Annotated in this window: 24 protein-coding genes; 4 read left to right on the top strand and 20 right to left on the bottom strand. The window is 60.5% G+C overall.

What is annotated here, in order from left to right; translation table 11 throughout:
* Positions 1–89 precede the first annotated feature (89 nt).
* Positions 90–1,319 (top strand): nucleoside recognition domain-containing protein, encoded by a 1,230-nt coding sequence (locus C6382_RS09910; protein WP_107024326.1) that lies wholly within the window; start codon positions 90–92, stop codon positions 1,317–1,319.
* Here the strand turns inward: C6382_RS09910 and C6382_RS09905 are convergent.
* The 9 genes from C6382_RS09905 to C6382_RS09865 form a co-directional block, all read right to left on the bottom strand.
* Complete coding sequence (locus C6382_RS09905; RefSeq protein ID WP_107024325.1) at positions 1,301–1,936, bottom strand: ABC-type transport auxiliary lipoprotein family protein; 636 nt, start codon at positions 1,934–1,936, stop codon at positions 1,301–1,303. The two genes, C6382_RS09910 and C6382_RS09905, sit on opposite strands and share 19 nt — an antisense overlap.
* Positions 1,933–2,871, bottom strand: a complete 939-nt coding sequence (locus tag C6382_RS09900) for an MlaD family protein (protein ID WP_107024324.1) — start codon at positions 2,869–2,871, stop codon at positions 1,933–1,935. Before C6382_RS09900 ends, C6382_RS09905 begins: the two co-directional genes overlap by 4 nt.
* A gap of 1 nt (position 2,872) precedes the next feature.
* A complete protein-coding gene (locus tag C6382_RS09895) occupies positions 2,873–3,643 on the bottom strand; it encodes an ABC transporter ATP-binding protein (RefSeq protein WP_371919593.1) in 771 nt (256 codons plus the stop codon).
* Between the two features lie 29 nt (positions 3,644–3,672).
* Positions 3,673–4,815: an MlaE family lipid ABC transporter permease subunit gene (locus C6382_RS09890; RefSeq protein ID WP_107024322.1), complete on the bottom strand. Its 1,143-nt coding sequence runs from the start codon at positions 4,813–4,815 to the stop codon at positions 3,673–3,675.
* Between the two features lie 38 nt (positions 4,816–4,853).
* Positions 4,854–5,873 carry a DUF5924 family protein gene (locus tag C6382_RS09885; RefSeq protein ID WP_107024321.1) on the bottom strand — a complete coding sequence of 340 codons (1,020 nt, stop codon included), beginning with the start codon at positions 5,871–5,873 and terminating at the stop codon, positions 4,854–4,856.
* A 73-nt stretch (positions 5,874–5,946) separates the two neighbouring features.
* Positions 5,947–7,338, bottom strand: coding sequence for a pitrilysin family protein (locus tag C6382_RS09880; RefSeq protein WP_107024320.1), 1,392 nt, complete (start codon positions 7,336–7,338; stop codon positions 5,947–5,949).
* Between the two features lie 33 nt (positions 7,339–7,371).
* Entirely contained in the window at positions 7,372–9,030 is a 1,659-nt protein-coding gene (locus tag C6382_RS09875; protein ID WP_107024319.1) for a Na/Pi cotransporter family protein, read from the bottom strand.
* Positions 9,031–9,250: 220 nt separating this feature from the next.
* Positions 9,251–10,024, bottom strand: coding sequence for a TerC family protein (locus C6382_RS09870; RefSeq protein WP_107024318.1), 774 nt, complete (start codon positions 10,022–10,024; stop codon positions 9,251–9,253).
* 73 nt (positions 10,025–10,097) lie between these two features.
* On the bottom strand, positions 10,098–11,405 hold the full coding sequence (locus C6382_RS09865; protein WP_107024317.1) for a CitMHS family transporter: 1,308 nt from the start codon (positions 11,403–11,405) through the stop codon (positions 10,098–10,100).
* A 303-nt stretch (positions 11,406–11,708) separates the two neighbouring features.
* Between C6382_RS09865 and C6382_RS09860 the strand changes: the two genes are divergently transcribed.
* Entirely contained in the window at positions 11,709–12,110 is a 402-nt protein-coding gene (locus C6382_RS09860) for a GFA family protein (RefSeq protein WP_107024316.1), read from the top strand.
* A 9-nt stretch (positions 12,111–12,119) separates the two neighbouring features.
* Here the strand turns inward: C6382_RS09860 and C6382_RS09855 are convergent, their stop codons facing one another.
* The 10 genes from C6382_RS09855 to C6382_RS09810 form a co-directional block, all read right to left on the bottom strand.
* Positions 12,120–14,078, bottom strand: a complete 1,959-nt coding sequence (locus C6382_RS09855; protein ID WP_107024315.1) for a DUF4105 domain-containing protein — start codon at positions 14,076–14,078, stop codon at positions 12,120–12,122.
* Positions 14,075–14,395 (bottom strand): DUF2388 domain-containing protein, encoded by a 321-nt coding sequence (locus C6382_RS09850; protein WP_107024314.1) that lies wholly within the window; start codon positions 14,393–14,395, stop codon positions 14,075–14,077. Before C6382_RS09850 ends, C6382_RS09855 begins: the two co-directional genes overlap by 4 nt.
* 27 nt (positions 14,396–14,422) lie before the next feature.
* The gene (locus tag C6382_RS09845) at positions 14,423–14,716 is read right to left on the bottom strand and encodes a DUF2388 domain-containing protein (RefSeq protein ID WP_107024313.1); all 294 of its coding nucleotides are present in this window, start codon (positions 14,714–14,716) and stop codon (positions 14,423–14,425) included.
* A gap of 120 nt (positions 14,717–14,836) precedes the next feature.
* Positions 14,837–15,154, bottom strand: coding sequence for a DUF2388 domain-containing protein (locus tag C6382_RS09840; RefSeq protein WP_107024312.1), 318 nt, complete (start codon positions 15,152–15,154; stop codon positions 14,837–14,839).
* A gap of 294 nt (positions 15,155–15,448) precedes the next feature.
* Positions 15,449–15,664 carry a DUF1127 domain-containing protein gene (locus C6382_RS09835; RefSeq protein ID WP_107024311.1) on the bottom strand — a complete coding sequence of 72 codons (216 nt, stop codon included), beginning with the start codon at positions 15,662–15,664 and terminating at the stop codon, positions 15,449–15,451.
* Positions 15,665–15,982: 318 nt separating this feature from the next.
* Positions 15,983–17,476 carry an acetyl-CoA hydrolase/transferase family protein gene (locus C6382_RS09830; protein ID WP_107024310.1) on the bottom strand — a complete coding sequence of 498 codons (1,494 nt, stop codon included), beginning with the start codon at positions 17,474–17,476 and terminating at the stop codon, positions 15,983–15,985.
* A 177-nt stretch (positions 17,477–17,653) separates the two neighbouring features.
* Positions 17,654–19,090 (bottom strand): NAD(P)(+) transhydrogenase (Re/Si-specific) subunit beta, encoded by a 1,437-nt coding sequence (locus C6382_RS09825; protein WP_107024309.1) that lies wholly within the window; start codon positions 19,088–19,090, stop codon positions 17,654–17,656.
* A gap of 2 nt (positions 19,091–19,092) precedes the next feature.
* Entirely contained in the window at positions 19,093–19,410 is a 318-nt protein-coding gene (locus C6382_RS09820) for an NAD(P) transhydrogenase subunit alpha (protein ID WP_107024308.1), read from the bottom strand.
* Positions 19,411–19,421: 11 nt separating this feature from the next.
* A complete protein-coding gene (locus tag C6382_RS09815) occupies positions 19,422–20,543 on the bottom strand; it encodes a Re/Si-specific NAD(P)(+) transhydrogenase subunit alpha (protein ID WP_107024307.1) in 1,122 nt (373 codons plus the stop codon).
* Between the two features lie 407 nt (positions 20,544–20,950).
* Entirely contained in the window at positions 20,951–21,877 is a 927-nt protein-coding gene (locus C6382_RS09810) for a LysR substrate-binding domain-containing protein (RefSeq protein WP_107024306.1), read from the bottom strand.
* Between the two features lie 160 nt (positions 21,878–22,037).
* On the opposite strand from C6382_RS09810, the gene C6382_RS09805 reads away from it, so the two are divergent.
* Positions 22,038–23,219, top strand: a complete 1,182-nt coding sequence (locus C6382_RS09805) for an acyl-CoA dehydrogenase (protein ID WP_107024305.1) — start codon at positions 22,038–22,040, stop codon at positions 23,217–23,219.
* Between the two features lie 14 nt (positions 23,220–23,233).
* Positions 23,234–24,454 (top strand): CaiB/BaiF CoA-transferase family protein, encoded by a 1,221-nt coding sequence (locus tag C6382_RS09800; RefSeq protein WP_107024304.1) that lies wholly within the window; start codon positions 23,234–23,236, stop codon positions 24,452–24,454.
* 138 nt (positions 24,455–24,592) lie between these two features.
* Here C6382_RS09800 and C6382_RS24195 read toward each other — a convergent pair.
* On the bottom strand, positions 24,593–24,959 hold a 367-nt coding region (locus C6382_RS24195), incomplete at its 5' end, for a hypothetical protein (RefSeq protein WP_107024303.1).

The following is a 24,959-nucleotide window of genomic DNA, read 5'->3' as shown; positions in this document are numbered from 1 at the left end:
GCTTTTTCGTTTCAGTTGTACACAGAGTGGCGGTGCAATGCCTGGCCCGGCCCGCTATCATTCGTCGCAACTTTGTGGGGGAACAACGGATGCTCAACGGCCTTTGGCTTGGTTTTTTCTTGGTCGCGGCCGTCTCCGCGCTGGCGCAATGGCTGGTAGGCGGCAATGCCGGGATCTTTGCCGCGATGGTCGAGAGCATCTTCGCCATGGCCAAGCTGTCGGTCGAGGTGATGATCTTGCTGTTCGGCACCCTGACCCTCTGGCTGGGCTTTCTGAAGATCGCTGAAAAGGCCGGTATCGTTGAATGGCTGGCCAAGGTGCTCGGCCCGCTCTTCGCCCGCCTGATGCCGGAAGTCCCACCCGGCCACCCGGCTCTTGGCCTGATCACCCTGAACTTCGCCGCCAACGGCCTGGGCCTGGACAACGCCGCCACGCCCATTGGCTTGAAGGCTATGCGCGCCCTGCAGGAGCTGAACCCCAGCTCGACCACCGCCAGTAATGCGCAGATCCTGTTCCTGGTGCTGAACGCTTCGTCATTGACCCTACTGCCGGTGACTATCTTCATGTACCGCGCCCAACAAGGCGCAATGGACCCGACCCTGGTGTTCCTGCCGATCCTGCTCGCCACCAGTGCCTCGACCCTGGTCGGCCTGCTGTCGGTTGCGGTGATGCAGCGCCTGCGCCTGTGGGATCCGGTAGTCCTTGCTTACCTGGTGCCGGGTGCACTGCTGCTGGGCGGCTTCATGGCGTTTCTGGGCACGCTCTCGGCAACGGCTCTGGCCGGGTTGTCGTCGATTCTGGGCAACCTGACCCTGTTCGGCCTGATTATCCTGTTCCTGGTGATCGGCGCGTTCAAGCAGGTGAAGGTCTATGAAACCTTCGTAGAGGGCGCCAAGGAGGGTTTTGACGTTGCCAAGAGTCTGTTGCCGTATCTGGTCGCCATGCTCTGCGCAGTCGGCGTGTTGCGTGCCTCAGGAGCCCTGGAGCTGAGCCTGGACGGTATCCGCCATGTGGTGGAATGGCTGGGGATGGATACGCGCTTCGTCGAAGGGCTGCCTACTGCACTGGTCAAACCGTTCTCGGGCAGCGCGGCACGGGCGATGCTGATCGAAACCATGCAGACTCACGGCGTCGACAGCTTCCCGGCGCTGGTGGCAGCGACCATTCAGGGCAGCACCGAAACCACCTTCTACGTCCTGGCGGTCTATTTCGGTGCTGTCGGTATTCAGCGCGCCCGCCATGCAGTGGGCTGCGCCCTGCTCGCTGAGCTGTCCGGGGTGATCGCGGCCATCTGCGTCTGCTACTGGTTCTTTGCCTGAACCTGCGCCTGGTTGGCCTGGGCCAGGGTCCAGGCCACCAGTTGCGCCATCAGTTGGTCGCTGGCGCTGCCGAAACCGTTGACCACTGCTGGCACTTGCGTGTCACGTAGCGGCTGACGCACTTCAAAGCGGCGGCTGGCGAGGATGCGTTGGCTGCGCCCTTGCACCAGACGTGCGTCATAGCGGATCACCACGGCCAGGCCGTCGGCGCTGTACTCGCTCTGAAACGCCTGTAGCTCGCCTGCCAGCTCATAGTCAGCCTGCAGGTTGCTGTCATCGGCACTGAGCCGGGGTACCCGGCCATCGCGCTGGAAGGCATCGAGCATGCGGTTACGCAGCAGCAAGGGTACTGGATCGCTCCAGCGTGCGCCTTTGTAGTTACTGATCAGGTTGCCTTGAGGGACCACGGCAATTTTCGGGCTGTTAAGGGCATCGCTGGCTAACGGCTTGTTCAGCCGCAGCGACCAACTGGCCACAGTGCTCGCAGATGTGACCTGGCTGGCATGCGCCGCAGGCAGGCGATAGACATCAGCAGGTTCGGCCTGTGGCAGGATCGAGCAGGCACTGCTCAGGCCCAGCGTCACAGCCAGGGCCAGGTAGCGGTAGGTGCGACTCATGGCGTGAACTCCTTGTTTGTGTCACGGCCGAGCAGGTAGCCGCTGGGGTTGGCTTCCAGGCGCTGGGAAATCGCCTTCAGCGAGTTGAGGGTCTCGCGCAGCTCACGGATGGCCGGGGCCAGCTGGTTCAGGCCTTGGGCGCCACCGTCGAGGGCTTCGCGGTTGTCGTTGAGCAGGCTATTGATGGTGGCTGTACTCTGCGCCAGCGACTGCATGGCCTGTTCGGCGCTGCCGAAGGCTTGCTTGCCCTGGTTGTTGAGCAGGCCATTGGCGTTGCGCATCAATTCGCTGGTCTGTTCGAGCATGGAACTGGCCTGATTACCGACCTGGGCCAGTTGCTGGATCGCAGTACGTATATCCCCGCGTTGCTCGCTGAACGCTGCCGAGGTCTGCTCCAGATGGTTGAGGGTGTTGCTCAGGCTCTTGGCGTTGTCTTCGGAGAACAGCTGGTTGGCGTTATGCACCAGCATGTTGATGTTGGTCAGCAGGTCGCTGCCGTTATCGAGCAGACGGGCAATCGGCGAAGGCGAGGCGACGATCACTGGCAGCTTGCCGTCTTTGCCCTTGAGCTCCGGGCTTTGCGGCGTGCCGCCACTGAGCTGGATGAACGAGGTACCGGTGATGCCGGTCAACGTCAGTTTGGCGCGGGTGTCTTCCTTGACCGGGGTATCGGCGCTCAGGCGCACCTGGGCCAGGACCCGGCGCGGGTCCTTGGGGTCCAGGCGCAGGCTGGTGACGTCACCCACCTTGATGCCGTTGTATTGCACCGAGCTGCCCCGGGACAAGCCGGAGACTGCTTCGTTGAACACGACTTGGTAGTCCTTGAAGGTGCTGTCGACGCTGGACTTGGTCAGCCACAGGCCGAACAGCATGGCACCGGTGACCACAATGACCGTGACCAGGCCGATCAGCACATGATGTGCACGGGTTTCCATCTCAGAGCTCCTTTGCCGCTGTGGCGGCCTGATACGCCGCACGGCCACGCGGGCCATGAAAGTATTCGTGAATCCAGGCGTCGTCGGTGTCTTCGACCTGGGCGATCGGGCCTGCCACCAGGACTTTCTTCTGCGACAGCACTGCTACCCGGTCGGTGATGGTGTAGAGGGTGTCGAGGTCGTGGGTGATCAGGAACACGCTCAGGCCCAAGGCATCGCGCAGGGTCAGAATCAACTGGTCGAAGGCTGCCGCACCGATCGGGTCGAGGCCCGCAGTGGGCTCATCGAGAAACAGAATGTCCGGGTCCAGGGCCAGGGCTCGGGCCAGCGCGGCGCGTTTGATCATGCCGCCGGACAGCGATGAGGGGTATTTGTCGGCGGCGGAAATCGGCAAGCCGGCCAGGGCCAGCTTGACTCCGGCCAAGTGCTCGGCGTCGGCGCGGGACAGGCCGGCATGTTCGATCAGCGGCAAGGCGACGTTCTCGGTAACAGTGAGCGAAGAGAACAGCGCGCCTTTCTGGAACAGCACGCCAAAGCGCCGTTCAACCTTCGAGCGCTGCTCGTCGTTCAGGCCACTGAGGTCCTGGCCGAAGACCTTGACCTGACCTTCGTTCGGCCGCCGCAGGCCGACGATACTGCGCAGCAACACCGATTTACCGCTGCCTGAGCCACCCACCACGGCGAGAATTTCGCCGCGGTACAGGTCCAGGTCCAGCTGGTCGTGCACGCTCTGGGGGCCGAAGCGGTTGCAGATGCCGCGCGCTTCGATCACCGCCTCGCGGTGTTCGGGGGGTGTCTGGCTCACCAGCCCATCTCCATGAAGAACAACGCAGCCACCGCATCAAGGACGATCACCACGAAAATCGATTGCACCACGCTGGAGGTGGTGTGGGCCCCCACCGACTCGGCGCTGCCGCTGACTTTGAAGCCTTCCAGGCAGCCAATGGCCGCGATCAGGAAGGCAAAGAACGGCGCCTTGGCCAGGCCGACGAGGAAATGCTGCACACCAATGTCGCTGTGCAGCAATGACAGGAACATCGCCGGGGAAATGTCCAGCGACAGGGCGCAGACCACACCCCCACCGATGATGCCGCAGAGCATCGCGACGAACGTCAGTAACGGCAGTGCGATCAGCAATGCGAGCACTCGGGGCACCACCAGAAGCTCTACCGGGTCTAGCCCCAGGGTACGGATGGCATCGATCTCTTCATTGGCTTTCATCGAACCGATCTGCGCGGTAAAGGCACTAGCGGTGCGGCCGGCCATGAGAATGGCGGTCAGCAGAACGCCGAATTCGCGCAGGAAGGAGAACGCAACCAGGTCAACGGTGAAGATACTGGCGCCAAACCCGGCCAGCACAGTGGCGCCGAGAAAGGCCACCACTGCCCCGACCAGGAAGGTCAGCAAGGCGACAATGGGCGCTGCATCCAGGCCGGTCTGTTCGATGTGCGCGACGACCGCTGTGACCCGCCAGCGTCGTGGCTGGAACAGGCGCAGTACCAGGGTTTGCAGGATCAGGCCGACAAAACCCAGGATCTGCAGGGTGTCTTTGCGGACGGTGTCGACCGCGCAGCCGATGCGGCTGAGCAGCTGGATCAGTACCGACTTCTCGGGCTGTTTTTCCGGGATGCAGAAGTCCTGCACCGAGCGGTACACCGTCTGCAGCAGTGCCCGACTGGCCTCGGGCAGTTGTGCGGTCTCGGTCAGGCGCGACAAACGCTCGGCACCGAGCACTTCAGCCAGCAGCGAAGCACCGGCGGTATCCAGCTGACCAAGCTGCTCGAGATCGACCTCGGTGTTCTGGTCGTAGTGGCCGGTCAGGCGCTCGCTGTTGCGCTTGAGGCTGGCATAGTTGGCCAGGGTCCAGTCACCGGCAATCCGCAGGCGCGCCGGGTTGCTCGTGGTGTCCAGGGTTGCGCTGGCTTGTGTAGTCATAGGCTCCATGCAGTCGACCGACAGTTTCGCAGCTTCAGAGCATAGCGTTACACGGCCTTGGGCGCTTGACCATCGTCAATCACCCGGAAACGCAATACACCGATGACCTGGCCGTCTTCGGTCAGCACCCGCACCTGCCAGCGGCCCACCGGGTTGCCGGGGAAATTCTGCTTGTGCGTCCAGGCCCTATAGCCTTCCTTGCGACCACCATGGATGTCCAGGGCAATGCGGTCGACTTCTTTGCCGTTGAACTGCCAGACGTGATAAATCCGCTCGTTCAGCCCGCGCGGCGCTTTGATAGCGGTAAAGGCATAGAGCCCGGCGCGAATCTCGCTGGCCTTGATCTCACTCAGGCTCTTGCCTGGCGTGCGGTTCTCCAGCTGGGAGCTGACGGCGACGTCAGTCATCCATAACGTCGCCGGTGGTACCCAGGAACGCAGCATCCAGCCGCTGGCGCCGACGGCAAGCGTCAGCACCACCAGCATGACCCCGCGTCGCCAGTGCTGAATGGGGAAGCTGCTGGCCAGGCTTGGGAATGACAGCAGCATGGCGATCACCAGGGCCAGCTTGAAGCTCTGTGAGGTGGTCAGGTGCAAAATGATCGGTAGCGCGGTGAGCAACGCCGCGAACAGGGTCAGAGTATGCAGCGCGAGGAACAGCCAGCGCCGCGGGGCCAGCCATTTGTAGTACAGGGGGTCGATGATCGATATCAGCCCGGCGGCGCCCAACAGGCCGGTGAACACGAGTTGGCCACTGTTCCAGGTGGTGGTGATGAAAAAGAACGGCAGGACAAAGAACAGGCTTTCCTGATGGATCATCTGCGTGGCATAGCGCAGCAGCGGCTGCGGGATCTCGCGCTTGAACACCTTGGTGAACAACTGGGTGAAGGTGTTTTCCAGCATCAGCCAGATCCAGCTGATCAGCATCACGATGGCAATCCAGCTGGCCAGGCTTTCCTGGCGGTCGACCAACATAAAGCTGGCGATACCGGAAATAAAACCGCCGAGGGCGATGACACCGGGGTAGCGCTTGACCAGTTCGATCAGCCGCTGGAGGTAGTGAGGCATGAAGGTGTTCGCAGGGTGAGGTTAAAACCGGTACAGGATACCGTGCTTTGTACTGGCCAGCTGCCTTGTCTTGCTATTTCGCCGGGGCCGTTTTGTGTCGGCGTCGGCTCCAGATCAATCCACCGGCCAAAATCCCTCCCAACCCCAGTGCCACTAACCCATACAACGCGTCATAACTGATCAACGGCTGCTCGACTCGCACAAACCCGGGCTCGGCGAGCAATTGCCGCAATGCCTGATTGGCATCATCCAGGCTGACCCGGCGCAGGGTGTGCGCCGGGTCGGCAAAGCGGCCGTCGAGGTAATCATTCAACGCGCCCCAGTAGTAGTCCGCCAGTGCCGCGTTGCCCTGAGTGGTCCAGGCCTCGCGATCGATTGCCGCCTGCTTGACCCGCTCGAAGGTGACCGGGTCCAAGCCGTTCTTGCGCAATTGCTCAAGCATGTCGCCCAAGGCCTGCTCGGCTTCCTTGATGTCGGCGCGGTCGAGGTCGGCATTGAGGCTCATCACGCCGCTGTCGCCGAAGCTTTCGCGTTGGCTGGAAGGCCCGTACGACAGCCCGTGCTTGAGCCGCAACTGCTCATACAATGCCCAGTCCAGATAGCGCTGCAGCAGGTCGTAGGTCTGGCCGTGATCGTTGTCCAGCACCGGTTCGAGGAACAACCAGTGCAGCCGAGCACTGTCACCGAGCCAGCCGCGGATCAGTTCACGGCGGGCTTCGGCCCTGTGGGTAACGCCTTCAAGTGCGCGACGCTTGCCGGGTTCGGCTGGCTCCAGTTCGCCATAGGTGCGTTCCAGGTAAGCCGGCAACAGGCGATCGAGGCCGCCGACCACAATCAGGCTCATGTTGTTGGCCGCGTACCAGTGCTGGCGTACATCATTGACCTGTTCCACGGTCATGTCGGCCAGCGCCGAACGTTCGGCGCATTTAAGCCCCAGCTCCACCGCCAGCTGGTCGCTTGCGCGATGACCGAGGTCCTGGCGGTCAAGCCAGCGTTGCAGGTGGGAATAGTGTCCGCCATCTTCGCGCTCGACGATCTTCTTCGACAGCGCCAGGGCCTTCTCGTCGATCTCGGTGTCCTTGATCACCGCCAGCAGCAGGTCGAGTGCCTTGCGCTGGTTACGGGCCGGGGCCTCGATGACAAAAGTGGTGTCGGCACCGCTGGTGTAGGCGTTCCACTCACCGCCCAACGCCTGCATGCGCGCTTCCAGCCCGCCTTCGCCACTGTCGTCGATGCCACTGAACAGCACATGCTCGAGCAAGTGCGGCAGCGCCTGCTGCTCACAGGGAAAGTCGTCGAAGCCAACCCCGACCACCAGGCGTATCGACACATGATTGCGCTCATAGCCCGACTTGAGCAGCACCTGCAAACCATTGGGCAACAGGTAGCCTTCGACTTGCGAGCGGTCGAGGGCAAAGCCGGGCATGGCCCCCAGCAGCAGGCACAGGAACATCAGGCAACGCATGGCGAGCTTCCTTGCGGGGGGCTGCGGTAGCGGTCACGGTGAATGGGCATTGTCCGGCACACTGTCGAGCAACAAACCGCCGGTATCGGAGCCACCCAATACTACATAGGCACTGCTGCAGAACAAGGAGTTCAGTCGTTTCATATCGGCAATCAGTTCCAGGTGCAAGGCGCTGGTTTCGATACTTTGCACCACTTTACGTTGCAGTCGGCTGACATGGGCATGGGCCAGGCGCCGCTCCTGAGCGCGAAAGCGGCGTTTTTCCCGCAGCAACTGACGGGCGCTTTCGGGGTCGGCGCTGAGAAAGACGGACAGTCCCAGGCGCAAGTTGGCAAGTAACTGGGCGTGCAGGCCAGTCAGTTCTTCCAGACCGACGTCAGAGAACTCACGGCGTTGCGAGGTCTTCTGCTGCTGCACCTTGCGCAGCATGCGTTCGATCAGGTCGCTGGCCAGCTTGAGGTTGATCGCCAGCTCGATGATTTCTGCCCAGCGCTTGCTGTCCTGATCGCTCAAGTCCTCGCGGGGCATCTGCGCCAGGTACAGTTTGATCGCGGTGTTCAGCGCTTCGACGTCTTCACCCAGGCTGCGGACCTGCTGCGTCATTGCCGTATGGGTTCCCAGCAGCACGCCGTGCATGGCGTCGAGCATGTTGTCGATCAGATCGCCCACGCGCAGGGTCTCACGTACGGCGTTGGCCAGCGCCAGGCTCGGGGTGCTCAGCGCCGCCGGATCCAGGTGCCGCGGTCGGGCCCGGCCATTGGCCTCTGCCCGCTCCGGTAGCAGCCAGCTGCAGACGCGGGCCATGGGTTTGACTGTTGGCAGCATGATCAGGCAGCGCAAACTGTTGTAGAGCAGGTGGAAACCGATCACCAGCTCCTGGGCACTGAACGTCAGGCTGTCCATCCAGCGCACCAGCGGGTCGAGCACCGGGATGATCAGGATCAGGCCGATCAGCTTGTACAGCAGGCTACCCAGGGCCACTTGGCGCCCGGCGGCGTTCTGCATACTGGTGCTGAGGAAGGCCAGCAGGCCGCTGCCGATGTTGGCGCCAATGACCAGGCCGATGGCTACCGGCAGACTGATCAGCTCGGCGCCGGCCAGGGTCGCGGTGAGCAGTACGGCGGCCAGGCTCGAATAGGAAATCAGCGCAAACAGCGCTCCGACCAGGGCGTCGAGGAGGATGTCGCCGGTCAGTGAGGCGAACAGCACTTTCACACCCTGGGCCTGGGTAATCGGTGCGGCGGCTTCGACGATCAATTGCAAGGCTAGGATGATCAGGCCCAGGCCGATACCGACGCGGCCCAGCTGTCCGGCACGGGTCTGTTTGCGCGATAGAAAAAAGATCACCCCGAGGAAGATCAACAGCGGCGACAGCCACGACAGGTCGAAGGTCAACACCCGTGCCATCAGCGCGGTACCGACATCGGCGCCGAGCATGATGGCCAGCGCCGGAGTCAAGGACATCAGCCCCTGACCAACAAAGGAGGTCACCAGCATCGCCGTCGCGTTGCTGCTCTGGACCATGGCCGTCACCAGGATCCCGGCAAGGAAGGCCAGTGGGCGCCTGGACATGTTCTGGCTCAGCACGCGCCGCAAGTTGGAGCCGTACACCCGCAGGATACCGGTACGCACGATATGTGTGCCCCAGATCAGCAGCGCCACGGCGGAAAGCAGATTGAGCAGGGTCAGCATAAAACAGGCCCCCTGTTGATCGTGCCCCAGTGGGGCAAACGGATAGTGCCGTGAGCCTGGCCTGATCGCAGGCGGTTCTTTCCTGTGCTCACTTCAGCTGTAGTCGGCTCAAGGGCTTGGCGCCAGCATCGCATAGCCAGCGCGAGCTTTGAAACAAAACTGTTATGAAAACAAATGAAAAAGGGCCCTGCGCAGGGCCCTTTTAGCAGATGCTCCAGGTTTACTGACCTGGAATATCCTTGCGAAGTTTCACCGGTTCGCCTTGTTCCTGGTTTCTCTTGCGGGCCATGGCGGTGCGCATCTTGATGTTGATGGCTTCTACCGCCAGGGAGAAGGCCATGGCGAAGTAGACGTAGCCCTTGGGCACATGCACTTCAAAGGCTTCGGCGATCAGTACGGTGCCCACCACGATCAGGAACGACAGGGCGAGCATCTTCAGCGAAGGATGCTTGTCGATGAAGTTACTGATAGCACCGGCGCAAAGCATCATCACCAGTACGGCGACAACGATCGCTGCGATCATCACCGGAACGTGGGAGACCATGCCGACAGCGGTGATCACCGAGTCAAGGGAGAACACGATGTCGATGATGGCAATCTGGATGATGGTGTAGAGGAACTTGCCGCCCTTACCGGAAGGCTCGTCGAGGGTTTCATCCTCGCCTTCCAGGCCGTGGTAGATCTCCTGCGAGCTTTTCCACAGCAGGAACAGGCCACCGAAGAACAGGATCAGGTCGCGACCGGAAATACCCTGGTCAAGCACCACGAACAGGTCGGCCGTCAGGCGCATGACCCAGGTGATCGACAGCAGCAGCAGAATACGGGTAACCATGGCCAGGGCCAGGCCGAAAATCCGGGTGCGTTGCTGCATGTGCTTGGGCATGCGGCTAACCAGGATTGAGATCATGATGATGTTGTCGATGCCGAGAACGATCTCAAGAGCCGTCAGGGTAAAAAAGGCAACCCAGATTTCTGGGCTGGTCAGCCATTCCATGTGTATTCCTTCGTGCGATAAATGCAGGGCGCCCGGGCAAGGGGCGCCGCTGCGGTTGTATGAGACTGTTGTCTTACAGGCTGCTGAACAGTGGGAAAATTCCCATGAGCAGCGCGGCGAGCATTATGCACAGACAGACCAGCACTGCCCACTTCAGGGTGAAGCGCTGATGATCGCCGAAGTCGATACCGGCCAGAGCCACCAACAGATAGGTAGAGGGTACCAGCGGGCTGAGCAGGTGCACGGGTTGGCCGACGATCGACGCGCGGGCCATTTCCACTGGCGAGATACCATAGTGGCTGGCGGCTTCGGAGAGTACCGGTAGCACCCCGTAGTAGAAGGCGTCGTTAGACATGAAGAAAGTGAACGGCATGCTCACGATCGCAGTGATCACCGCCAGGTAAGGGCCCAGTACGTCAGGGATTACGGCCAGCAGGCTTTTCGACATGGCTTCGACCATGCCGGTACCCGACAGGATTCCAGTGAAGATGCCTGCAGCGAAGATCAGCCCTACCACCGCAAGCACACTGCCGGAATGAGCGGCAACGCGGTCTTTCTGCATTTGCAGGCAGGGGTAGTTGACGATCATGGCGATACTGAAGGCGACCATGAACAGCACCGGCAGTGGCAACAGACCAGCGACCAGGGCAACCATCAGCGCTGCGGTCAGGGCACCGTTGAACCAGATCATTTTCGGCCGGCGAGCATCGGGGAACTGCGAAACGCTGATTTCGCTGTGGTCGATTTCGTCACCTGGCAGGTGCAATTCGCCCAGGCGGGCACGTTCACGCTTACCGTACATGTAGGCAATCGCAAGGATCGCCACCACCCCTGCCAGCATGGCCGGGATCATCGGTACGAAGATGTCCGAAGGGTCGACATGCAGGGCGCTGGCCGCACGCGCGGTCGGGCCGCCCCACGGGGTCATGTTCATCACCCCGCCGGCGAGAATGATCAGGCCTGCCATGATCCGTGGGCTCATGCCCAGGCGGCTGTACAGCGGCAGCATGGCCGCCACGCAGATCATGTAGGTGGTGGCGCCGTCGCCGTCCATCGACACGACCAGGGCCAGCACAGCGGTGCCCACCGAGACTTTCAGTGGGTCACCTTTGACCATCTTGAGAATCTTGCGCACGGCAGGATCGAACAGACCGGAATCGATCATCAGGCCGAAATACAGGATGGCGAACATCAGCATCACCCCGGTCGGGGCCAGTTTGGTGATGCCTTGCAGCATCATCGGGCCGATATCGCCGGAGAAGCCGCCGAACAGGGCGAAAATGATCGGTACCAGGATCAGGGCGATCAAGGCCGACAGGCGCTTGGTCATGATCAGGTACATGAAGGTAATGACCATGGCAAAGCCGAGGAAGGTCAGCATAGGAGTACTCCAGGCGTATCGCGTCGAAAAGGAACGAGTCGGGCGGATCAGCGCACAGGGCGCAGCGCATGGAATAACGGAGGGCGTGCAGCGGGGAGGCGGTTGTAAGCAAACATCAGAATCACCATTGTTGTTGTTAATTGGGCCGGGCGCTGCACACGAAGTCAGGTGCCCTGGCTGACCGGTCTGTGCCGGTAGTGGAGGCAATCCTAAGTCGGCAAGCTTTCAGCCAGCTTTCGCTGGCCCAAAGGCGACGGGAGGTGCATTGTTGGGGTTAAACCAGCAGAGCGGGAGGGGCAAGCGATGGGCGATACATTTCAAGGTGGCTGCCATTGCGGCGCCTTGCGCTATCGGGTTCGAGGGCCGTTGACGGATGTTGCCCACTGTCATTGCTCGGTGTGTCGACGGGTCAGTGGCGGGCTGCTGGTGACCTGGGCGACCCTGCCCTGCGCAGATTTCCAGTGGCAGAGCGGTACGCCGCAACGTTACGACTCTTCTCCCAGCTGCGTGCGCTACTTCTGTAGCCGATGCGGGGCGCATGTGGCGCTGACCACCGACCTGAGCCCGGAAACCATCGACATCACCATCACCACTCTGGATCAGCCTGAGCTGGCCCGGCCCCAACGGCATATCTGGACCTGTAGCCGCCTGCCCTGGCTGCATCTGGACGAGCATCTGCCAGGTGAGCCCGAAGAAACCCTTTAGGTGTGCTGCTCAGGGCAGTTGCAAGCCACCTGCGGCCTTATGCAAGACGCGCAAGTGTTCGCCGACCTGCTTGATGTTGGCTTCGACTGCGGCAATTTCCGCAGCCCTGGCTGGGTCTAGCAGCGCACGTACTTCCTTGTCCAGATCGGCACTGAGCGTTTGTAATTGCTTTTGCCGCTGGCTGGACTCGCTGATCAGTTGCTTGCGTTCCCCTCCCTGTGGCAAGCCATAGCCGTTGCTGCCCAGCAGTTCCGCTGGGCGGCTGAGAAAACCACTGTTGGCGAGAATCTGCTGCAGCGTGGCATTGGCCTTGGTCACGCTGGCATCATTGGCTTCTCGACCGGTCAGGTAGCGCTGTTTAACCTCGTCCTGGGCCAGCAGCAGCTGCTTGCGCAAGCTGGCCTGCTCAAGCAGGAGCAGTGCTGCACTGGTGCGTAGATCAGCTTGTGTAAACCATTGCTGGCGTTGCTGGGCAGACTGATCCAGCCAGGCTTCGACACTGTCCTGGCGGATGGGCAGTTGCTGCTTAAGCACCAGGAACATCGCTTGATAGCGGTCGCGGTAGGAATCGAAGCGATAGCCAAGGCGCAGCGCCTCGCGCGGATCATCGAGGACACTGACATCGGCCAGCCCGCGTCCTTGCAGCACTTCCAGCAAGCCGTTGGGCACGATGCTGTCCAGATCGGCCAGGCGCGGGTTGGCGGTGCCGCTACGCAACAGCTTGAGGGTTTCCACCGCACAATTGTTGGACAGGAAATAGTAGTTGCCGTCGTAACTCCAGTGCATCTCGGCGGCCTGGCGCACCAGGTTTTCCAGCTCGTTGCGCTCAAACTTGAGGGGGATCGAGGCGAGACTGCGCAGTTCGGTCTTGGTGTACTCGTCGATGACCTGGGCCAGGGGCAGGACGAACAGGCGTGAAGGATAGGCCCCGGTCAGGCCGTCCCAGCTCGATAGTTGCACGTCATTGACGAAGGCGCGGTACGACAGCACCAGATGCTGGTCAAGGTCTAGTCGGCAATCAGGCCCACGCGGGCGACCGGGCGCGCAGATGACCAGACGCAGCATGCTATGGCCCCAGCGGCTGACCCAGTTCTGGTTGGCTTCGGCCAACAGGTAGTCCACGGCGTATACGCGCTCCGGGTCGATCTCGCCCAGTGGCGCCTTGGCAAAATCATTACCGGCATTGAGAAACGGCAGCGCTTGCGGGCAGGCCGGATGTTCCGGCGCCCAGTCGAAGTGCTTTTTCAGATAGTTCTGCAGTGCTGGCCGGCGGCAGGCGAAGCTCGGGTCAATCAGGAAGTACTCCATGTTGACCGCGATGAACTCCTTGGGGCTGCTCAACTCGTAGCTGTCGGGGCTACGCGCCATCTGGCGGTTATGCTGCTCGCGCTCCCCTCGCCTGCCGACATATTGTGGCCAGCCGGCCAGGTCGAGCAGGCGCGGATCATCGCTGAGGGTGAAGCGCCGTTCGGTTTGCCCGCGGCACTGTTCGGGCAGGCCAACCTTGCCCTGACTGCTCACGTGCCGGGCACACTGGTTGATCAGGCGCCGTTCGCTGCCCTGCCAGAGGCGGGCGCGATCATAGATATGCGTCAGCTCATGCAGCACAGTGGCCAGTAACTCCTGGCGCACAGTACCGTGGGGACGGCCAGTCTGGCGTGTGGCTGCGCTGCCATCGGTGAGGCCGGGCAGCAGTCGGCGATTGAGCTCGAGTGTTGATACCAGTGATGCCTGGCCGTAGGCATCTTCAGGCATCTTCGTGCTCCAGCTGACCCGAACACGGCGGTCCAGTCGCGCCTTGAAACCGGGCGGCAGCGCCTGCATGGCTTCATCCAGCAGCGCCTGGCTGGCGCGCTGTTGTGCTGGCTCAAGACCTTCAGTCTGCAGTTGCAACTGCAGGTCGGCCAGGGCTGGGCTGCCCAGTAGTGTCAGCAGGCCACCCAGCAGCCAGGCGCGCAGGGTGTTCACAGGGCGAGAATGGCTTCAGCCAGGGCCTGATCGCTGGCCTGGCGTGCTTCAGGTACACGCTGGCGCAGGGTATCGAAGGCGGCTTCCAGTTGAGCACCACGGATTTCACCGCGGCTGGCGATGTAGCTGGCCGCATCGTCACGGGCTTCACGCACGACTTTGGAATCACGGATCGAGGTGGTGGTATCAGAGGTGAAGTCGATCGAACGGCCGAATGCACGCACGATGATGTTGCTGGTGGCCACCAGGGTTTGTGCCTGGGCTACATCAGCCAGCAACAGAAGGCCAAGAGTGGCGGCAATCAGCGGGTTACGCATGGAACATCTCCGGAAAAACGAGGGTAATCATTGGACGAGAATTGCCTGCGCCAGTTCAAGGTCCGCAACCACAACTTCGGGGTTGGCCTGGCGCAACCGGATCAACACGGCTTGCAAGCGGGCGCCGCGTATCCGGCCGTCGCTGGCGACAAACGCGGCGGCATCATCCTGGGCATTGAGCAGCAGTTTGCGATCGAAGGGCGCCGAGGTCACCTTGCTGGTGACGTAACCGCTGACGACAAGATTGTTGGTGGTGAGGTCCAGGGCCTGGGCAGTACTGGTCCAGCAGCACACAAGCAACAGCAATGACAGATAACGCATGGGTCTCGTAAGGCTGGCGAATCAGACGGCAAAGGCTATCCCAATGCGCTGGCAAGGACCAGCGCAGGGTATCCGGCTTCATTGCATGTTGTTACATGATGAAGCCAGAAACAGACGAACTCAGAGCGCCAGGATGGCCTGTGCCAGTTGCGTGTCGCTGGCTTGCAGGCTTGGTGCCTGCTGACGGATGTGGGCGAAGGCACTTTCGAGCTTCACGCCGCGGATCTCACCGTGGCTGGCAACGAAGCTGGCAGCGTCGTCACGGGCGGCGCGCACGATTTTGTCGTCACGCAACGACGAGGACACGTCGGAGGTGGCATCAGTGGACGCCGCGACGCCACGAACGATAGTGTCGGTGGTTACGACGAAGCTGGTGGCGTTGGCAGTAGAAGCCAGAGCCAGTACCAGCGCGGCGCCAAACAAGCGTGAACGGAACATGGTCAATCTCCTGAATTTAGGCAGGTTCTTTGTGTCAGACGCACGCTCAGCCGGTTGCGCTACTTTTCACCAGGCTGGGTGCCCTAAGGGTATCACGCGATCAGCGTCTGCGAATTGGACAAGGTCGCGGCAAGATTTATCAACTGTACCTTTCAGAATAAATTTTTAGAAAACTGTACCCGTCTCATCCGTAGCCGCTCTATCTCGTGGCTTCAGAACGAAAAAACCCGTCAGCAGTCACCTGCGACGGGTTTTTGGAATTCGAGGTGCCGACCGTGGCCGGCGAGCCCTGCATCAACGCCAGAACGGCTTGCTCAGCTCTTCGTAGCGCTGTGCTTCGCTGATCCCTGCGTCGGCCAGCAGGCGCGAATCCAGACGGGCCAACTGGTGACGGCTGGCGATGCGGCGTTGCCACAGCATCAGGTTGGCCAGCAGGCGCAGTGGCAGCGCGGCCTTGGATTGTTCGTTGGTGCGTTCGAAAACCAGATCGGAACTGAGGGTACGTTCCATGATGTCATCCTTCCGCTTGTGGCGGCATTAGGTAGTGATTTAACTGATGCCAATGATCCTCCTCTGTCGTCGATAACAGTAGATACAGTTCACCTACATTGTGATGGGCCAGTTAACTGTTTTAGAGCGCTGTTGCACTCGGAATAGGCGCAACTGTACTGGTCCGCACTAAAGTGGTGCAATTTTGCTTGAGGGTAGAGTGCGGAGAGGGAAAGCGGGGGCGAAAAGACCGGTACAGTAGAACAGTTTATGTTAGCTAATGGTTGCCAACTGTTCAGCCGGTGAGCATTGCGCACCACCGGCTGAAAACGGTGAGGTTTAGCTGGCGAGCATGCGCCCGGTTTCTTCCAGGTTTTCGTGCCAGGCCAGGGCTTCACGCAAGATGTGCGGAGTATGACCGCCGCGCTCGCAAGCCCGGGTGAAGTAGTCATTCAGCGCATCGCGATAGTCGGGGTGCACACAGTTGTCGATGATCACCCGTGCACGCTCGCGTGGCGCCAGGCCACGCAGATCGGCCAGACCTTGCTCGGTGACGAGGATATCGACGTCATGCTCGGTATGGTCCACATGGCTGACCATTGGCACCACGCTGGAGATCGCACCGCCTTTGGCAATCGACTTGGTGACGAAGATCGCCAGGTGAGCGTTGCGGGCGAAGTCACCCGAGCCGCCGATGCCGTTCATCATCCGCGTGCCGCAGACGTGCGTGGAGTTGACGTTGCCGTACAGGTCGAACTCAAGGGCGGTGTTGATGCCGATGATACCCAGGCGGCGCACCACTTCAGGGTGGTTGGAGATTTCCTGAGGGCGCAGGACCAGTTTGTCCTTATAGCGTTCCAGGTTACCGAACACATCGGCGTTGCGACGGCTCGACAGGGTGATGGAGCTGCCCGAGGCAAAGCTCAGCTTGCCGGCGTCGATCAGGTCGAAGGTCGAGTCCTGCAGTACTTCGGAGTACATGGTCAGGTCTTCGAATGGCGAATCGATCAGGCCGCACATCACCGCGTTGGCGATGCTGCCGATACCCGCCTGCAGCGGGCCGAGCTTGTTGGTCATGCGCCCTGCTGCCACTTCCTGTTTGAAGAAGTTGATCAGGTGGTTGGCGATGCCCTGCGTTTCATCATCTGGCGGCAGTACGGTGGATGGCGAGTCCGGTTGCTCGGTGATGACAATGCCGACAATCTTGGCCGGGTCGATCGGGATCGCGGTGCTGCCAATGCGGTCATCGACTTTGACCAGCGGGATCGGTGTGCGGGTTGGCCGGTAGGTCGGGATATAGATGTCGTGCAGGCCTTCCAGGTTGGCGTTGTGGGCCATGTTGATCTCGACGATCACCTGTTTGGCGAAGATTGCGAAGCTGGCCGAGTTACCCACCGAGGTGGTCGGTACGATGTGGCCTTGTTCGGTGATGGCAACTGCTTCAATGACCGCAATGTCCGGCAGCTTCAGTTGCTGGTTGCGCAGCTGTTCCACGGTTTCCGACAGGTGCTGGTCAATGAACATGACCTTGCCATCGTTGATGGCCTTGCGCAGTGTGCTATCGACCTGGAATGGCATACGGCGGGCCAGAACACCGGCTTCGGTCAGTTCCTTGTCCAGGTCGTTGCCCAGACTGGCACCGGTCATCAGGCTGATTTGCAGCGGAGATTGCTTGGCACGTTCGGCCAGTGCATGCGGCACCGCCTTGGCTTCGCCGGCGCGGGTAAAGCCGCTCATGCCGACGGTCATGCCGTCCTCGATCAGGCCAGCGGCATCAGCCGCACTCATTACCTTGCTGTGCAGGGAGGACAAGCGGATACGATCACGGTACATGGATTGTTATCTCAGGCTACTAAAGCTAGATGCGCAGTCTAGAGACTTAGCAGCCCGGCGTCCCACGACCAAGGTCGAATGCGAAGCCATGAAATAGAGCCTTCTGTCGGTGGGCCGGGCATTAAAAAGCCCCAGCCGGTACCGCGCTGGGGCTAATTGTCACAGCCTGCCAACGACTTAGTCGACAGCTTTGACCATGTCTTCGATGACCTTCTTGGCGTCGCCGAAAACCATCATGGTTTTGTCCAGATAGAACAGTTCGTTATCAAGTCCTGCATAGCCACTGGCCATGGAGCGCTTGTTGACGATGATGGTCTTGGCCTTGAATGCCTCAAGAATCGGCATGCCGGCGATTGGCGACTTCGGATCGTTCTTCGCCGCCGGGTTGACCACGTCGTTGGCACCGAGTACCAGCACCACGTCGGCCTGGCCGAACTCGGAGTTGATGTCTTCCATCTCGAACACCTGGTCGTACGGTACTTCAGCTTCGGCCAGCAGTACGTTCATGTGGCCGGGCATACGCCCTGCCACCGGGTGAATTGCATACTTCACGGTGACGCCGTTGTGGGTCAGCTTTTCGGTCAGTTCCTTGAGCGCGTGTTGGGCACGGGCCACCGCCAGGCCGTAGCCAGGAACGATGATCACGGTGTCGGCGTTGCTCAGCAGGAAGGTGGCGTCGTCGGCCGAACCGGACTTCACCGGACGGGCTTCCTGGGCACCGGCTGGACCACCAGCGTCTGCAGCGCCGCCGAAGCCGCCGAGAATCACATTGAAGAACGAACGGTTCATCGCCTTGCACATGATGTACGAGAGGATGGCACCTGACGAACCTACCAGCGAGCCGGCAATGATCAACATCGAGTTGTTCAGCGAGAAGCCGATACCGGCAGCCGCCCAGCCCGAGTAGCTGTTGAGCATCGACACCACCACCGGCATGTCGGCACCGCCAATCGGGATGATGATCAGCACGCCCATGATGAACGCCAGGATCAGCATCAGGGCGAAGGCGCTGTAGCTACCGGTGAAGGTGAAGACCAGGCCCAGGCCAATGGTTGCCAGGCCCAGAACCAGGTTCAGCTTGTGTTGGCCCGTGAACTGTACCGGTGCGCCCTGGAACAGGCGGAACTTGTACTTGCCGGAGAGCTTGCCGAAGGCAATCACCGAACCGGAGAAGGTGATTGCACCAATGGCGGCACCGAGGAACAGCTCCAGGCGGTTACCGGTCGGGATCGGGTCGCTGATGCTGGAGACGATCCCTAGCGACTGTGGCTCGACCACTGCGGCAATGGCAATGAACACCGCGGCCAGACCGATCATGCTGTGCATGAAGGCAACCAGCTCAGGCATCTTGGTCATTTCAACGCGCTTGGCCATGATCGAACCGGCGGTGCCGCCGACCAGCAGGCCGACAATCACATAGCCGATACCGTCGGTGGCCAGCTCCGCGCCGAGCTTATAGATCAGGCCGACGGTGGTGACGATCGCCAGGGCCATACCGAGCATGCCGAACAGGTTGCCGCGCCGCGAGGTGGTCGGGTGCGACAGGCCCTTGAGCGCCTGGATGAAGCATACCGAGGCGACAAGGTAGAGAAGTGTTACCAGGTTCATGCTCATGTTTACTGCTTCCCCTCAGCCTTTGCGGCTTTCTTCTTGAACATCTCCAGCATGCGCCGGGTGACCAAAAAACCACCGAATACGTTGACCGCTGCCAGGGCCACCGCCAGGGTGCCCATGATTTTGCCCAGCGGCGTCACGGTCAGCGCAGCGGCCAGCATGGCGCCGACGATGACGATGGCGGAAATGGCGTTGGTAACCGCCATCAGAGGAGTATGCAGGGCCGGGGTGACGTTCCACACCACGTGGTAACCGACATAGATCGCCAGCACGAAAATGATCAGGTTATAGACGCCGTGAGAGATCAGCATGTCTTCCATTGTCTGGCTCCTTATCCGTTCTTGCGGATGATCTGGCCGTCGCGGCACATCAGGCACGCGGCGACGATATCGTCTTCGAGGTTGATCACAAGCTGATTGTCCTTGTCGAACAGCAGCTTCATGAAGTCGAGCAGGTTGCGGGCATACAGGGCCGAAGCATCGGCACCCACTTGCGCGGGCAGGTTGGTCGGGCCGACGATAGTCACGCCCTGCGCTACCACCACCTGGTCGGCGACAGTCAGCGGGCAGTTGCCTCCCTGGGCTGCCGCCAGGTCAATGACCACCGACCCCGGCTTCATTTGCGCAACGGTCTCGGCGCTGAGCAGGGTCGGTGCCTTGCGGCCGGGGATCAGCGCGGTGGTAATGACGATGTCAGCCTGTTTTGCGCGCTCGTGCACGGCCAGGGCCTGACGCTGCATCCAGCTGGCTGGCATTGGCCGGGCATAGCCGCCGACACCTTCGGCGCATTCGCGTTCTTCATCGGTCTCGTACGGGACGTCGATGAACTTGGCACCCAACGATTCGATCTGCTCTTTCACCGCCGGACGCACGTCCGAGGCTTCGATTACCGCACCCAGGCGCTTGGCCGTGGCGATGGCCTGCAGCCCGGCCACGCCTGCACCGAGAATCAACACGCGAGCGGCTTTTACGGTTCCCGCTGCGGTCATCAGCATCGGCATGAAGCGCGGATAGTGATGAGCCGCCAGCAGCACCGCTTTGTAACCGGCAATGTTGGCCTGCGAAGACAGCACATCGAGGCTCTGTGCCCGTGAGGTGCGCGGCGCTGCTTCGAGGGCGAAGGCGGTAATACCGCGTTCGGCCATCTTGGCGATGATGTCGTTGTTGAACGGGTTGAGCATACCCACCAGTACGGTGCCGCTCTTGATCTGGGCCAGTTCGCTATCGTCGGGAGCCACAACTTTCAGAACAAGCTGTGCACCAAACGCATCGGCAGCGCTGCCAATAGTGGCGCCTGCTGCTTCATAGGCACTGTCCGGAACGCTGGCGTTGATGCCGGCGCCGCTCTGGACGGTGACCTGATGCCCCTGACCAATCAGTTTCTTGATGGTTTCCGGGGTTGCAGCAACCCGTGTTTCGCCCGTCTGCGTTTCGAGAGGAACACCAATGTGCACGTCAAATCTCCTGCGTGATCTTTTGTAGGTAAACCAGTGCACTGCGGATGGTGCTTCTGGGGCGGCCGATCAGCACGATCCCGCCGAATTCTGGCGGGGCGCGGCATTTTGCAGTTGATTCCTGAATTGCTTCAACCAGTTTTGAAGGGTGACGCTAATCAAGCTACAAGTCACCCTGTGACCGAATGTCGCAAGAACAGGCCTGGAGCCCGCAAACTATGGGCTTCAGGGAGATTACGGTAAATTTTGAAAAAATTCCGCCGAATTCTCTGGATGCGTTAATCAAAACGCGATTTATGCAGTGAAGGCCGCATAAACAGCAGGGTTAAGAGGTGTTGGAGGGGGTGGAGAAACAGTTGTGCAAATTGCGACATTTACGTACATCTGTAGGGTTCAATTTTTGCTGACTACGGGGTCAGGTTGTGGCTTTCGTCCTTGTGTGCGAGGGCATAGCGCTCGGCTTCAACTACCAGCCAATCGCGGAAAGCGCGCAGCGAGGCGGACTCGACCTTACGTTCCGGGATCATCAGGTAATACGCCTTGATGCTCGAAAGCCCATGTCGGTTGGCCACGACCAGGCGCCCTTCTGCCAGTTCGCGCTGGATCAGGAACGGTGGAATCAGCGCAACACCCATCTCATGCATGGCGGCCTGTGCCAACATCGAGAATAGCTCATAGCGCGGGCCAGTCATGTCGCGCGCAATGTTCATCTCCAGGCTGTTGAACCATTGGCGCCAGGCGTAGGGGCGTGTGGTTTGCTGAAGCAGGGGCAGTTGGGCGATCTGTTCGCCCTCCAGCTGTCCGGCTCCGCCTAGCAAGTTCGGACTGCAGACCGGCACCGGATTCTCGCCCATCAGTCGATGGGAATGAGTACCGGACCAATCGGCATCACCGAAATAGATGGCTGCATCGAAGGGGGTGTCGGCAAAGAGGAAAGGCCGGGTGCGGTTGGTCAGGTTGACCGTGACTTCCGGGTGGCGCTGCTGGAAGTCCTTGAGCCTGGGCAGCAGCCATTGCGTGCCGAAGGTCGGAACCACGGCGAGCTCGATGACGTTGGCGCCCTGCTGGCCCATCACTGACAAGGTATCGCGTTCCACTGCATCCAGCTGCGTGGCTACCCGGCGGCTGTAGGAGAGCCCGGCTTCGGTGAGCTTCACCCCGCGACGTGAACGGCGAAACAGTTCGACATTGAGGAACTCCTCCAGCCCGGCAATTTGCCGACATACGGCACCCTGCGTGAGGGACAGCTCTTGCGAGGCCTTGGTGAAGCTCTCATGGCGGGCGGCTGCTTCGAAGCAGACCAGGGCCGCAGTGCTGGGGATCTTCCGTCGCATGTACGTCAATCTCACTAATTATGCGTAGAGATGGGCTTTATGATCGTTACGGAGTGAGAAATTATCACAAGACTATGCGCATTCCTCGTTTGTCTCGTCAGCTGATCAGGCCTAGGATCAATGCACAACAACTCTGGTCCCATTTTTCGAGGATTCGCTCATGGCCGGTAAAGCAAGCTTCAACTGGATCGACCCGCTGTTGCTGGACCAACAGCTCACTGAAGAAGAGCGCATGGTGCGTGACAGCGCTTATCAGTTCGCCCAGGACAAGCTGGCCCCGCGCGTGCTGGAAGCCTTCCGTCATGAGCGGACCGACCCTGCGATCTTTCGCGAAATGGGCGAGATCGGCCTGCTCGGCGCGACCATCCCTGAGCAGTACGGTGGCAGCGGCCTGAACTATGTGTGCTACGGCTTGATTGCCCGTGAAGTGGAGCGTATCGACTCGGGCTACCGTTCGATGATGAGTGTGCAGTCCTCGCTGGTGATGGTGCCAATCAACGAGTTCGGTTCTGAAGCAACCAAGCAGAAGTACCTGCCCAAGCTTGCCAGTGGTGAGTGGATCGGTTGCTTCGGCCTGACCGAGCCTGATCATGGTTCTGACCCGGGTTCGATGATTACCCGGGCGAAGAAAGTCGACGGTGGTTATCGCCTGACCGGCAGCAAGATGTGGATCACCAACAGCCCGATTGCCGATGTCTTCGTGGTCTGGGCCAAGGACGATGCTGGCGATATCCGCGGCTTCGTCCTGGAGAAAGGCTGGCAGGGTCTGAGCGCCCCAGCGATTCACGGTAAGGTCGGCCTGCGCGCTTCGATCACCGGTGAAATCGTCATGGACAACGTCTTCGTGCCGGAAGAGAACATTTTCCCGGATGTGCGTGGTCTGAAGGGTCCGTTCACCTGCCTGAACTCGGCTCGCTATGGTATCTCCTGGGGCGCGCTGGGTGCCGCTGAGGCCTGCTGGCACACCGCCCGCCAGTACACCCTGGATCGCAAACAATTCGGTCGCCCACTGGCAGCCAACCAACTGATCCAGAAGAAACTGGCCGATATGCAGACCGAGATTACCCTGGCCCTGCAAGGCTGCCTGCGTCTGGGGCGGATGAAGGATGAGGGCACAGCCGCAGTCGAAATCACTTCGATCATGAAGCGCAATTCCTGCGGCAAGGCTCTGGATATCGCGCGTATGGCTCGCGACATGCTCGGCGGCAACGGCATCTCCGACGAGTTCGGCGTAGCCCGCCACCTGGTCAACCTGGAGGTGGTCAACACCTATGAAGGTACCCACGACGTGCATGCGCTGATCCTCGGTCGTGCACAAACCGGCATCCAGGCCTTCTATTAATAAGGAACCAGCCCATGGGCGCGCTATCTCATCTGCGGGTGCTGGATTTGTCGCGAGTGCTGGCCGGGCCATGGTCCGGGCAGATTCTCGCCGACCTTGGGGCCGAAGTGATCAAGGTCGAGCGCCCGGGAACCGGCGACGATACGCGAGCCTGGGGGCCACCCTTCCTCAAGGACGCCTATGGTGAGAACACCACTGAGGCTGCTTACTATCTGTCGGCCAACCGTAACAAGCGCTCGGTGACCATCGACTTCACCCAACCTGAAGGCCAGCGCCTGGTGCGTGAGTTGGCAGCAAAGTCCGATGTGGTTATCGAGAACTTCAAGGTCGGTGGCCTGGCCGCCTATGGTTTGGACTATGAAAGCCTGAAGGCCATCAACCCGCAGCTCATTTATTGCTCGATCACTGGCTTCGGTCAGACCGGGCCGTATGCCAAGCGTGCCGGTTACGACTTCATGATCCAGGGGCTTGGTGGGCTGATGAGCCTGACCGGGCGCCCGGAGGGTGAGGAAGGTGCCGGGCCGGTGAAGGTGGGTGTGGCATTGACCGACATCCTTACCGGTCTGTACTCCACCGTGGCGATTCTGGCCGCCCTCGCCCATCGCGACCATGATGGAGGTGGGCAGCATATCGACATGGCGTTGCTCGACGTCCAGGTGGCCTGCCTGGCCAACCAGGCCATGAACTACCTGACTACCGGCACGCCTCCCCGGCGTTTGGGTAATGCCCATCCCAATATCGTGCCTTATCAGGACTTCCCCACTGCCGACGGTGACTTCATTCTTACCGTGGGCAACGACGGGCAGTTCCGAAAGTTCGCTGAAGTGGCTGGGCAGCCGCAGTGGGCGGACGACCCGCGCTTTGCTACCAACAAGCAGCGGGTAGCCAACCGTGCCGAGTTGATTCCGCTGATCCGCCAGGCCACGGTGTTCAAGACTACCGCTGAATGGGTGGTGCAGCTGGAGAAGGCGGGCGTGCCTTGCGGGCCGATCAACGATCTGGCGCAGATGTTTGCCGACCCTCAGGTCAAGGCTCGCGGCCTGGCTATCGAGATCCCGCATCCGTTGGCTGGCAAGGTGCCGCAGGTAGCAAGCCCTATTCGTCTTTCCGAGACGCCTGTGGAGTACCGCAATGCGCCGCCACTGCTGGGTGAGCATACCGAGCAGGTCCTGGGTGAGGTGTTGGGGTTGGCTGCGGCGGAAATCGAACGGTTGCGTAGTGTCAGCGTGCTGTAAGAAGCCTTTCCTTCTATATAGAAACGGCGACTCAGGGGCTTATTGTCATAAGTTTGAAATAAGTCCTTGACGCCCCGTTTAATCTCTCTATAATTCGCCCCACTTCCGGCGTAGTCGGAACGGAAAACTCCTTGAAATTCAACGAGTTAGATGTTCCAGGTAGTGTCGGAAGGGCTTCGATCGAAAGATCGGCAGCGGTGAAAAAGGTGGTTGACAGCGGATTGAAACGCTGTAGAATTCGCCTCCCGCTGACGAGAGATCGCAGCGAGTTAAGCGCTTGAAGTTGAAAGAGAAATTCTGAAAGACTTCAAAATAAACGCTTGACAGGCCCTGAGGAAAGCGTAGAATGCGCGCCTCGGTTGAAGCGAAAGACTTCAGCCACCGCTCTTTAACAATCGAATCAAGCAATTCGTGTGGGTGCTTGTGACTCAGACTGATAGTCAAAAAGATTATCAGCATCACAAGTGACTGCACGAGAAGTCGAAAGACTTCGAATAAGTCATTT

The organism is Pseudomonas sp. BBP2017, from assembly GCF_003024385.1.
Lineage (GTDB): Bacteria > Pseudomonadota > Gammaproteobacteria > Pseudomonadales > Pseudomonadaceae > Aquipseudomonas.
This window is presented reverse-complemented; position numbering and strand designations above follow the sequence as displayed.

Coding starts and splice junctions, on each gene's coding strand:
- C6382_RS09910 (WP_107024326.1), top strand. CDS start 90: ATGCTCAACGGCCTTTGGCTTGGTTTTTTCTTGGTCGCGGCCGTCTCC.
- C6382_RS09905 (WP_107024325.1), bottom strand. CDS start 1,936: ATGAGTCGCACCTACCGCTACCTGGCCCTGGCTGTGACGCTGGGCCTG.
- C6382_RS09900 (WP_107024324.1), bottom strand. CDS start 2,871: ATGGAAACCCGTGCACATCATGTGCTGATCGGCCTGGTCACGGTCATT.
- C6382_RS09890 (WP_107024322.1), bottom strand. CDS start 4,815: ATGGAGCCTATGACTACACAAGCCAGCGCAACCCTGGACACCACGAGC.
- C6382_RS09885 (WP_107024321.1), bottom strand. CDS start 5,873: ATGCCTCACTACCTCCAGCGGCTGATCGAACTGGTCAAGCGCTACCCC.
- C6382_RS09880 (WP_107024320.1), bottom strand. CDS start 7,338: ATGCGTTGCCTGATGTTCCTGTGCCTGCTGCTGGGGGCCATGCCCGGC.
- C6382_RS09875 (WP_107024319.1), bottom strand. CDS start 9,030: ATGCTGACCCTGCTCAATCTGCTTTCCGCCGTGGCGCTGCTGATCTGG.
- C6382_RS09870 (WP_107024318.1), bottom strand. CDS start 10,024: ATGGAATGGCTGACCAGCCCAGAAATCTGGGTTGCCTTTTTTACCCTG.
- C6382_RS09865 (WP_107024317.1), bottom strand. CDS start 11,405: ATGCTGACCTTCCTCGGCTTTGCCATGGTCATTACCTTCATGTACCTG.
- C6382_RS09860 (WP_107024316.1), top strand. CDS start 11,709: ATGGGCGATACATTTCAAGGTGGCTGCCATTGCGGCGCCTTGCGCTAT.
- C6382_RS09850 (WP_107024314.1), bottom strand. CDS start 14,395: ATGCGTAACCCGCTGATTGCCGCCACTCTTGGCCTTCTGTTGCTGGCT.
- C6382_RS09845 (WP_107024313.1), bottom strand. CDS start 14,716: ATGCGTTATCTGTCATTGCTGTTGCTTGTGTGCTGCTGGACCAGTACT.
- C6382_RS09840 (WP_107024312.1), bottom strand. CDS start 15,154: ATGTTCCGTTCACGCTTGTTTGGCGCCGCGCTGGTACTGGCTCTGGCT.
- C6382_RS09835 (WP_107024311.1), bottom strand. CDS start 15,664: ATGGAACGTACCCTCAGTTCCGATCTGGTTTTCGAACGCACCAACGAA.
- C6382_RS09830 (WP_107024310.1), bottom strand. CDS start 17,476: ATGTACCGTGATCGTATCCGCTTGTCCTCCCTGCACAGCAAGGTAATG.
- C6382_RS09825 (WP_107024309.1), bottom strand. CDS start 19,090: ATGAGCATGAACCTGGTAACACTTCTCTACCTTGTCGCCTCGGTATGC.
- C6382_RS09820 (WP_107024308.1), bottom strand. CDS start 19,410: ATGGAAGACATGCTGATCTCTCACGGCGTCTATAACCTGATCATTTTC.
- C6382_RS09810 (WP_107024306.1), bottom strand. CDS start 21,877: ATGCGACGGAAGATCCCCAGCACTGCGGCCCTGGTCTGCTTCGAAGCA.
- C6382_RS09805 (WP_107024305.1), top strand. CDS start 22,038: ATGGCCGGTAAAGCAAGCTTCAACTGGATCGACCCGCTGTTGCTGGAC.
- C6382_RS09800 (WP_107024304.1), top strand. CDS start 23,234: ATGGGCGCGCTATCTCATCTGCGGGTGCTGGATTTGTCGCGAGTGCTG.